Origin of the sequence: Paenarthrobacter sp. CAP02, assembly GCF_040137855.1 — a bacterium.
In the GTDB taxonomy this organism is placed as follows: Bacteria; Actinomycetota; Actinomycetes; order Actinomycetales; family Micrococcaceae; genus Arthrobacter.
Genome location: NZ_JBEEII010000011.1, coordinates 115,646 through 125,350, shown reverse-complemented (window position 1 = coordinate 125,350; position 9,705 = coordinate 115,646). Strand labels below are relative to the sequence as shown.

The following is a 9,705-nucleotide window of genomic DNA, read 5'->3' as shown; positions in this document are numbered from 1 at the left end:
CCGGCGGAACGTGAGAGAGCGTCGGTCTGAAACAGGCGGAACGTGAGAGAGCGTCCACCCGAAACGAAAGCCACGGGGCTTTAACACAAAAAAGGCCGGCAACCATAACGGTTGCCGGCCCTTTTCGAGCTGGATTGCTGAATGGATTTAGGCGGAAACCTCAATCGTGGCGAGGTTCTTTTTCCCGCGTCGCAGCAGCAGGTACCGGCCGTGAAGCAGTTGGTCCTGGCCGATGACGGCGTCGGGATCCGAAACCTTGGCGTTGTTCACGTAGGCACCGCCTTCGCCCACAGTCCGACGGGCTGCGGACTTGCTGTCCGAGAGACCCGAGGCAACCAAGAGGTCGATGATCCCCAAGCCGTCTGTGCCGATGGTTGCCGAGGGAAGTTCCGCAGTGGCGGCTTCCAGGGTGCGTTCGTCCAGAACCGTGAGGTCGCCGTTGCCGAAAAGTGCAGCCGAAGCGGCAATCACTTTCTCGGTTGCGTCTACGCCGTGTACCAGCGAGGTGACTTCGTAGGCGAGCTTCTTCTGGCCTTCCCGGGCGAAGGGACGTTCCGCCACGGACTCCCCCAGCGCCTCGATCTCTGCACGCGAAAGGAAGGTGAACACCTTGAGCCGGTCCACGACGTCGGCATCCGCGGTGTTCAGCCAGAACTGGTAGAACGTGTACGGGCTGCACATTTCGGGATCGAGCCAGATGGCGTTGCCCTCGCTCTTGCCGAACTTGGTGCCGTCCGAGTTGGTGATGAGCGGTGTGCCTAGGGCATGCACGCTCTTGCCCTCCACCTTGCGGATGAGTTCCGTGCCGCTGGTGAGATTGCCCCACTGGTCCGAGCCGCCGGTCTGCAGGGCACAGCCGTAGTCGCGGAACAGCTGGAGGTAGTCCATGCCCTGCAGGATCTGGTAGCTGAATTCGGTGTAGCTGATGCCCTCGTCCGAGTTCAGTCGTGAGGCGACAGCGTCCTTGCGGAGCATGGTGCCCACACGGAAGTGCTTTCCAATTTCACGCAGGAAGTCGATGGCGCTCAGCGGGGCGGTCCAATCAAGGTTATTGACCATCCGGGCCGGGTTTTCGCCCTCGAAGCTCAGGAAACGGCGGACCTGGCCCTGAAGGTAGCCGACCCACTCTGCAACGGTGTCCTTGGTGTTCAGGGTGCGTTCCGCCGTCGGGCGTGGGTCACCGATCAGGCCGGTGGATCCGCCCACCAGGCCGAGCGGCTTGTGTCCGGCCAGCTGAAGGCGACGCATCACCAGCAACTGCACGAGGTTGCCAAGGTGCAGTGACGGTGCGGTGGGATCGAAGCCACAGTAATACGTGATCGGGTCCCCGGCGAGCAGCTTTTCCAGTTCCGTTTCATCAGTGGAAACGTGGACAAGGCCGCGCCATTTGAGCTCCTGCCAGACGTTGGCAAAGGCGGGATCGTTGTGCTGGGACTCGAGGTTGTTTACGTGTGACACGAGATCTAAGTTAGCAGGATTGCAGCCCGTGAATTTCCTAGCGCTCGATGCCCGCCGGTACCGGAGCAGCGGCGATGAGGCGCAGGCGCTGCGTGGCACGGGTCATGGCCACGTAGAGGTCCCCCACCTTGCCGTGTTCATGGTTCAGCATGGCAGCCGGTTCCAGGACTACAACACCGTCGAATTCCAGGCCCTTTGCTTCCTTGGGGCTGATCACGACGATGTCCTGCTCGTAGCTTCCGGCACCCGTGCCGATACGCGATCCATAGACCTTCCGCAGTGCAGCGGTGGCCTGGGGAAGCAGGGGCCCGTCGGCTATGACTGCCAGCAGACCGCCGTCGAGCGCTTCCACCTCCTCCGGCAGGACCTCAACCAGGTGCGGGACAATTCCGTCGGCCTCTACGTGATCGACAATGGGCGACCATTTGCCCTCGCGGACAGCCTTGGGGGCCGAGACCACAAGGCCCGCCCGATTAGCCATCCGGACGGCAGCCTCGGCGATCTGCGACGGAGTGCGGTAGTTGACCGTGAGTTCTTCAAGCCTCCAGCGGTCACCGAACGACGGCGCCAGGGCACTTTGCCACGAATTGGCACCGGCCGCTGCGCTCGTCTGGGCAATATCGCCCACGATCGTGAAGGACTTGAGCGGGCAGCGCCGCACCAGGAGCCGCCACTGCATGGGTGAAAGCTCCTGGGCTTCGTCAACCACAATGTGGCCAAAGGCCCATGAACGGTCGCTGGTGGCACGCTCGGCTGCCGTGAGGCGGCCCTCGCGCTCCTGGTTCTGCTCAGCAAGCTCCTCTGCGGTCACCAGGACGTCCACGCCCATGGCTTCCATGTTGGCAAGGGTCTGCTTGGCGTTGGCAAGGTCGCGGGCACGATCTGCTTCTTGCTGGGCCAATCCCCTGCCGGCGGCCGGGTCAAGTTCGCCCAGCAGCTCGGCTGCTTCGTCCAGCAAAGGAACGTCCGCTTCGGTCCACGGGGCGTCAACGGGCCGCTGCAGGAGTGCGCGCTGGTCCGGCGTAAGGTTCGGCGTGCAGGCCTCAAGGATGGCGGGCTTGCTGAACAGCTCGGAGATGAGTTTCTCCGGCGTCATCGGCATCCAGCAAAGATTCAAGGCGATACGGACGTCGCGCGCGGAGCGGACGTCTTCGGCGAGGTAGGCGCGATCAGCGTTGTTGCCGATGTTCGATTCTTCGACAAGGTCCGTCAACTGCTCAGTGAGCTCGCGGAGGAGGATCTTGACGAAAGTGAGCCTGGCTTCGTTATGCGGCTTGCCCGTTGCACGCGCTTTCTCCCGGGCACGCCGTACCTGGCGGACCGTAAGGGTGAGTTTCCGCGAATCAACTTCCAGGATGCGGTCTTCGGCGGGGGTCCGCTGCCGGTTGGCAACAGCGTTGGCAACAACTTTGGCCATGTCCAGCTTGCCCTTGAGGGCAGCAACGTCCGCGTCTTCCTCGGGAACGGCGTTGATGCCCGGCATCAAGCGGCCCAGGCTGGCCATCACCACGCCGGTTTCACCCAGCGAGGGCAGCACGCGTTCGATGTAGTGCATGAACGACGACGACGGGCCAACCAGCAGGACGCCGGCGCTCTTGAGCCGATCCCGGTGCGTGTACAGCAGGTAGGCAGCACGGTGCAGGGCGACGGCAGTCTTACCGGTACCCGGTCCGCCCTGAACCACAAGCGCTCCGGAAATGGAGGAACGGATGATCCTGTCCTGCTCCGACTGGATGGTACCTACGATGTCGGACATGCGGCCCGTGCGCTTTGAGTTCAGCGCCGCCAGGAGGGCACCCTCGCCCTGAAGGGACTCGTCGTCGGCCAGCAGACCGGCGTCCAGGACGTCGTCTTCGATCGCCTTTACTTCCCGGCCCTGCAGAATCAGGTGCCGACGACGGCGCACACCTTGGCGATCGAAGGCGGTCGCCTGGTAGAAGTGGCCTGCCTCGGGAGCACGCCAGTCGACCATGAGCCGTTGAAGGTCGGCAGTGGACAGGCCGATGCGACCGATGTACTGGGCTTCTCCGGAGTCCAGATCCAGCCGGCCGAACACCAGGCGGTCGTCGACGGCGTCGAGCTGGGCCAGGCGGTCTTCGTACAGTGCCGCGAAGGCGTCACGTTCGGAAACGTTCTGCATGGTTCCCACTGCGCCGGTCTTGCGCACTTGCGCCAGCTGCTCGCGCTTTTCTGCGCGCAGCTCATCGAGCCGGGCGTACAGCCCAGCCACATATTCCTGCTCGTGGACCAAATCAGCGTCGTGCATCGAACCGTAACCCCTATCGCAAAAGACAGACCTACCATTCTACAGCGATTTCGGTAAACGTGTGGGGCTGGAGTCATGTGGCGGATGACGTCATGTGGCGGGCGTGCGGTTTCGGGCCTTTGCCGCTTTATAACGCGACACCGTGGGGTCATCTTCGATCCAGAAACGCCACGGATAGTCAGTGCTTCCTCCCGGTCCGGCAACCCCCACTCGCGGGCCGCTCGCCACCGCTGCCGCCGGGGTCCTGGGCAACCAGAGGCTGAACGGTTCCGCGAGCGCGTCACGTCCGGTGTCCGCCGTCGTAAGTCCCAACGCCGAAGCGAGCCTGGCAGGTCCGCTGGCCAAGTCTTTGTGAGCCTTGGACGCCGGCCTCCGGAGGGCTGCCAGCCCTTCTCCTTCCACAATTTCGCCTGCCCGCAGGAGCAGCGCGGAAGCAGCGCCGTCGGGACCGCAGACGATGTTGGCACAGTAATGCATGCCGTAGGTGAAGTAGACGTACAGAAACCCCGCAGGGCCGAACATGGGTGCGTTCCGTGGCGTGGGGCCGCCAAAGGTGTGCGATCCGGGATCCGGGTGTTCCGAACCCCGTGGGCCCATGTACGCCTCCACCTCCGTAAGCCTGACCGAAACAGGACCGGCTTCGGAGTGGTGCGTCAGGACGCCGCCGAGGATCAACGGAGCGATGGCACGCGGATCTCCCGCGAGGAATTCGCGGACCTTGGCTGGCTCGAGAAGGTAGTTCTCCACGGACTGGCTCATGCCCAGACCCTAGCAAAGTCGCCCGAACGGCTATGTCCGATTTCCGCTAGCAGTCGCCCAGTTCCGCTGGCAGGATGGAGCCATGGACTTCTGGCAGCGCTACAGGGCAATTGACGCCCGCGACATCCGGTTCGACGGTCAATTCTTTACTGCTGTCAGCTCCACCGGCATCTATTGCCGACCGTCGTGCCCCGCCCGGACGCCGAAGGCCGAAAACGTCACGTTCTATGAGACCTCGGCTGCAGCGCACGAGGCCGGCTACCGCGCGTGCAAACGCTGCCTCCCTGAGGCAGTCCCTGGAACGCCGGCGTGGAACATCCGCTCAGACATCGCCGGCCGGGCAATGCGGCTGATCAACGACGGCGTCATCACGCGCGAGGGCGTGGACGGCCTTGCCCACCGTCTGGGCTACTCGGCACGGCAGCTCAACCGCATCCTCAGCCAGGAACTGGGCGCCGGTCCACTCTCACTGGCCCGCGCAAGCAGGGCGCAGACAGCCAGGACGCTGCTGGTCTCCACGGACATGCTGCTCGCGGATGTGGCGTTTGCGTCCGGCTTCAACAGCGTGCGGCAATTCAACGACACGATCGGCGAAGTATTCGCGATGACCCCGACGGCGTTACGCGCCACCGGCGCAAAGTCCGTGCAACGCTGGCGTGCTGGGACGTCGCCGGTCGGAGCTCCCGCGGCACTGACGTTGAACCTGCCCTACAGGGAACCGTTCGATCCCGGGATTTTCGACTTTCTGGCGGTTCGTGCCATTCCCGGCATCGAATATGCCAGCACCTCCGAGGACGGAACCAGGACCTATGGACGCACCCTGCGCCTCCCCCGAAGTACCGCGTCGTTCTCGGTTTCCTACAAGCCGTCCCTCCCCGCCAAGCTGTTGCTCAACGTCAGCGCCGTAGACCTCCATGACCTCCCCACCCTGCTGAGCCGTGTCCGGAGGCTGTTCGACCTGGACGCTGATCCACGGGCGATCGATGATGCCCTCGCAGCGGACCCCCGACTCGCGTCCAGCGTCACAACGATCCCCGGTATCCGGATGCCTGGAGCTGTCGACCCCGAGGAACTCCTGGTGAGGGCAATGATCGGTCAACAGATCACTGTGGCTGCCGCCCGCACCGCGCTGACCCAGCTCTCCGCGGCCGGCTCCACCATCGAAGGGGCCGGGCCAGGACTGGAGAGGCTGTTTCCGACGACGGCGGAACTCGCCGACAAGGGTCGGGCACTGCTGCGCGGGCCCCAGCGCCGGATCGACTCGATCATGTACGCCAGTGAAGCCATGGCCACAGGGAAACTCGATTTTGGGTACGGCGACGACTTTGAAAGCCTGGAACGCAAATTGCTCCCGCTCCCCGGCGTGGGGCCATGGACGGTTGGGTATGTTGCCATGCGTGTGCTGGGCGCCCCTGATGTCTTCCTTGCCAACGACGCCGCCGTCCGGAACGGGTTGAAAGTCCTGCCGGTCCTTTCGGGGCTCAGCCCCGACTTCACGGAAGTCAGCCCGTGGCGCTCCTACGCCACCATGCACCTGTGGCGGGCCGCGGCCAAGCGTCCGGCCCAAACGTCCGGGACGTGAGTGAGCGACCGGCCCAAACGTCCGGGACGTGAGAGAGCGTCCGCCCCAAACGTCCGGGACGTGAGAGAGCGTCCGGCCCAAACGTCCGGGACGTGAGAGAGCGTCCGCCCCAAGCGTCCGGGACGTGAGAGAGCGTCAGCGGTTAGCGGGTGGCTGGCTGGGCCGCGGGCCAGGGCAGGAGCTCAGGTAGTTCTACGCCGTCGGCGGCTGCGGTGGCACGCAGGCTTCCGAGGCTGGGTTCGCGGCCGGCTAGCCACGCGGCGATGTCCGTCAGCATTCCGGTGATGGCGATGGAGGTGCTGCCACTGCCGATGCTCATCTGGGGAAGGCCCGTGGGTTGAAGTACCAGCTTGTACTCTCCCGGAACACGGGCCGCCAGGAACCCGATGAGGTGTTCGCAGAACGGCCGGCTCCACGTCTCTGGTCCAAAGCCGAGCCCCAGGTCCGAGGCATGGATGGTCAGTTCGCGCCACAGTGCCAGTCCGCCGTCGAGCACTGTCCCGTCACGGTAGGTGATGGGCGCTTGCCAATCGTCGGGTTCCAAGGCATCGAACGACGCAACCGCGGACTCCACCGCCTTGGTAACTGACTCCGTGTGCTGGGCCACGCTGTGTCCCGCCGCAAGTTCGATTGCCTTGTTACGGCCGTCCATGCCGCCGTCGTACAGTTCGATCTTCTCGCCGCGCCGTGCGTAGTCGAGTTGGCGGGCCATCGCGTTGGCGATTCCGGTGATGTGCGCCAGCACGTGGCCGCGGGTCCAACCGGGGAGCTGGGATGGGCCAGCGACGGAGGCGTCGTCCAGTTTGGCGAGGAGGCGGGTGACGGTGCCGGCGGCTTTGTGAAGCTCTGCGGGCAACGCCCCAGGGGTGATCTGAGTCATAGCGCCATGCTAACGCACGCTTAAACACCTGTGGGACGGCACATGATGTGCCATCCCACAGGGGTGTTCAAGGTCCAGCTGTACTAGCCTGCGTAAGAACGGGCTGCGTCCAGTTCCGCTTCCAGTGCCGCCAGTTGGCGTTCGACGGCGGCTGGTGCCGTGCCGCCCTGGGAGTTCCGGCTGTTGAGCGAGCCTTCGGTGCTGAGCACGCTGCGGACCTCGGGAGTAAGGTGCTCGGAGATCGCCGCGTATTCCTCGTCCGTCAGGTCCCACAGCTCAACGCCACGGCTTTCGGCCTGCTTGACGGCAGCACCAGACAGCTCGTGGGCTTCACGGAAGGGCACGCCCTGGCGGACCAGCCATTCTGCGATGTCCGTGGCCAGCGCAAAGCCCTGGGGAGCCAAGGATTCCATCCGGTCAGTGTTGAACTTCAGGGTGGCGATCATGCCGGACACGGCCGGGAGCAGCAGCTCAAGGGTGTCGGCAGCGTCGAACACAGGCTCCTTGTCCTCCTGAAGGTCACGGTTGTAGGCAAGAGGCAAGCCCTTGAGCGTCGCCAGCAACCCGGTCAGGTTGCCAATGAGGCGGCCGGCCTTGCCACGTGCGAGCTCGGCAACGTCCGGGTTCTTCTTCTGCGGCATGATCGATGACCCGGTGGAGTACGAGTCATGCAGCGTGACGAAGGAGAACTCCTTGGTGGCCCAGAAGATGACTTCCTCGGAGATCCGGGACAGGTCCACGCCGATCATGGAGCAGACCCAGGCGAACTCGGCGAAGACGTCGCGGGAAGCGGTGCCGTCGATCGAGTTGTGCACGGCCGAGAAGAACCCCAGGTCCGCGGCAACAGCCTCAGGGTCCAGGCCCAGCGACGAACCGGCCAACGCACCCGAACCGTACGGCGAAACACCGGCCCGCTTGTCCCAGTCCTGGACGCGCTGCACATCGCGCAGCAAAGCCCAGGCGTGCGCCAGCAAGTGATGGCTCAAAAGGACCGGCTGGGCGTGCTGCAGGTGCGTGCGGCCAGGCATGGCGACACCGTGGTGGGCCTTCGCCTGCTCAACCAGTGCGTCAACCGTGGCCAGCACTCCCTGGGCAATAATGCGCGCGTGGTCCCGAAGGAACATGCGGCCAAGGGTAGCCACCTGGTCGTTCCTCGAACGGCCGGCGCGAAGCTTGCCGCCCAACTGGGTGCCGGCACGCTCGATCAGCCCACGCTCCAGTGAACCGTGCACGTCCTCGTCGCTCTCAGCGGGAAGGTAGGCGCCACTGGCGACGTCCTCGTCCAGCTGGGTAAGGGCAGCGAGCATGCCTTCAAGCTCAGCGTCATCCAGCAGTCCGGCCTTGGCGAGCACGCGTGCGTGCGCCTTGGAACCGGCGATATCGTAGCGGGCCAGCCGCCAGTCAAAGTGCGTGGACTTGCTCAGTGCGGCCAGCGCATCCGCAGGGCCGCCGGCGAACCGCCCACCCCACAGTGCGCCTTCGTTTGTTGCCGACGTCATTACTCGCCCGCAACCCGCAGGTCGCGGCCGGAAGCAACCTTGGAGGACATGCCCCACAGCTCGATGAAGCCGCGTGCCATGGACTGGTCGAAGGTGTCGCCGGTGTCGTAGGTGGCGAGGTCGAAGTCGTACAGCGACGTCTCGGAGCGGCGACCGTTAACGATTGCCTGGCCACCGTGCAGGACCATACGGATGTCACCGGAAACGTACTTCTGGGTGTCCTCGATGAAGGCATCCAGGGAGCGCTTCAGCGGGGAGAACCACTGGCCGTCGTAGACCAGCTCTGCCCAGCGCTGGCCAACGGTGGCCTTGAAACGGGCCTGCTCGCGTTCGATGGTGATGTCTTCAAGGTGCTTGTGGGCGGTGATCAGCGCCATGGCACCCGGGGCTTCATAGATCTCGCGGGACTTGATGCCAACCAGGCGGTCCTCGACGACGTCGATGCGGCCAACGCCCTGGGCGCCTGCACGGCGGTTCAGTTCCTGGATGGCCTGCAGCGGGGTGACCTTCACGCCGTCGATCGCTACCGGCACGCCGGCCTGGAAGGAGATGATGACCTCATCCGGTGCCGGCGGGAATTCCGGGGTGGCCGTGTAGTCGTAAATGTCCTTGGTGGGCGCGTTCCAGATGTCCTCAAGGTAGCCGGTTTCGACGGCGCGTCCCCAGACGTTCTGGTCGATTGAGTACGGGTTCTTCTTGGTGGTCTCGATCGGCAGGCCCTTTTCCTCGGCGAAGGCAATGGCCTTGTCGCGGGTCAGCGCGAGGTCGCGGACGGGTGCGATGCACTTCAGGTCCGGGCCGAGGGTCTGGATGCCCACTTCGAAGCGGACCTGGTCGTTGCCCTTGCCGGTGCAGCCGTGGGCAACGGTGGTGGCGCCGAACTCGCGGGCAGCCTTCACGAGGTGCTTGACGATGACCGGACGCGAGATCGCCGAAACCAGCGGGTAGTGACCCTGGTAGAGGGCGTTGGCCTTCAGCGTGGGCATGGCGTACTCGTTGGCGAACTCGTCGCGGGCATCAGCGACGTAAGCCTCGACGGCGCCGCAACCGAGGGCGCGCTGGCGGATGGTCTCCAGGGACTCGCCGCCCTGTCCAACGTCGACGGCCACAGCGATGACCTCGGCGCCGGTGGCTTCACCGATCCAGCCAATGGCTACGGACGTATCAAGGCCACCGGAGTAGGCCAGAACAATGCGCTCAGTCACGAGTGTGCTCCTTTGTTGTTGCTTGGTTCATTCGAATCAATGCTGTGTGAATTAGG

7 protein-coding genes are annotated in these 9,705 nt (G+C 64.5%); 1 reads left to right on the top strand and 6 read right to left on the bottom strand.

Translation table 11 applies throughout. The features are described from left to right. Positions 1-147: 147 nt before the first annotated feature. The 3 genes from tyrS to ABHM97_RS18175 all read right to left on the bottom strand — a co-directional run bounded on the left by tyrS (position 148) and on the right by ABHM97_RS18175 (position 4,483). A complete protein-coding gene (gene tyrS, locus ABHM97_RS18185; protein ID WP_349471748.1) occupies positions 148-1,458 on the bottom strand; it encodes a tyrosine--tRNA ligase in 1,311 nt (436 codons plus the stop codon). 37 nt (positions 1,459-1,495) lie between these two features. Further along, positions 1,496-3,724, bottom strand: coding sequence for an ATP-binding domain-containing protein (locus ABHM97_RS18180; RefSeq protein WP_349471747.1), 2,229 nt, complete (start codon positions 3,722-3,724; stop codon positions 1,496-1,498). A 90-nt stretch (positions 3,725-3,814) separates the two neighbouring features. Continuing rightward, complete coding sequence (locus tag ABHM97_RS18175; RefSeq protein WP_349471746.1) at positions 3,815-4,483, bottom strand: DNA-3-methyladenine glycosylase; 669 nt, start codon at positions 4,481-4,483, stop codon at positions 3,815-3,817. 82 nt (positions 4,484-4,565) lie between these two features. Here ABHM97_RS18175 and ABHM97_RS18170 point away from each other — a divergent pair, with 82 nt between their 5' ends. Beyond that, the gene (locus tag ABHM97_RS18170; RefSeq protein WP_349471745.1) at positions 4,566-6,065 is read left to right on the top strand and encodes a DNA-3-methyladenine glycosylase 2 family protein; all 1,500 of its coding nucleotides are present in this window, start codon (positions 4,566-4,568) and stop codon (positions 6,063-6,065) included. Between the two features lie 142 nt (positions 6,066-6,207). Here ABHM97_RS18170 and ABHM97_RS18165 read toward each other — a convergent pair whose 3' ends face one another. The 3 genes from ABHM97_RS18165 to ABHM97_RS18155 form a co-directional block, all read right to left on the bottom strand. Beyond that, positions 6,208-6,945 carry a maleylpyruvate isomerase family mycothiol-dependent enzyme gene (locus ABHM97_RS18165; protein WP_349471744.1) on the bottom strand — a complete coding sequence of 246 codons (738 nt, stop codon included), beginning with the start codon at positions 6,943-6,945 and terminating at the stop codon, positions 6,208-6,210. Positions 6,946-7,028: 83 nt separating this feature from the next. Next, positions 7,029-8,444: an argininosuccinate lyase gene (argH, locus tag ABHM97_RS18160; protein WP_349471743.1), complete on the bottom strand. Its 1,416-nt coding sequence runs from the start codon at positions 8,442-8,444 to the stop codon at positions 7,029-7,031. Further along, entirely contained in the window at positions 8,444-9,649 is a 1,206-nt protein-coding gene (locus tag ABHM97_RS18155) for an argininosuccinate synthase (protein ID WP_235521874.1), read from the bottom strand. The genes argH and ABHM97_RS18155 overlap by 1 nt, the downstream gene beginning before the upstream one ends. Positions 9,650-9,705 lie beyond the last annotated feature (56 nt).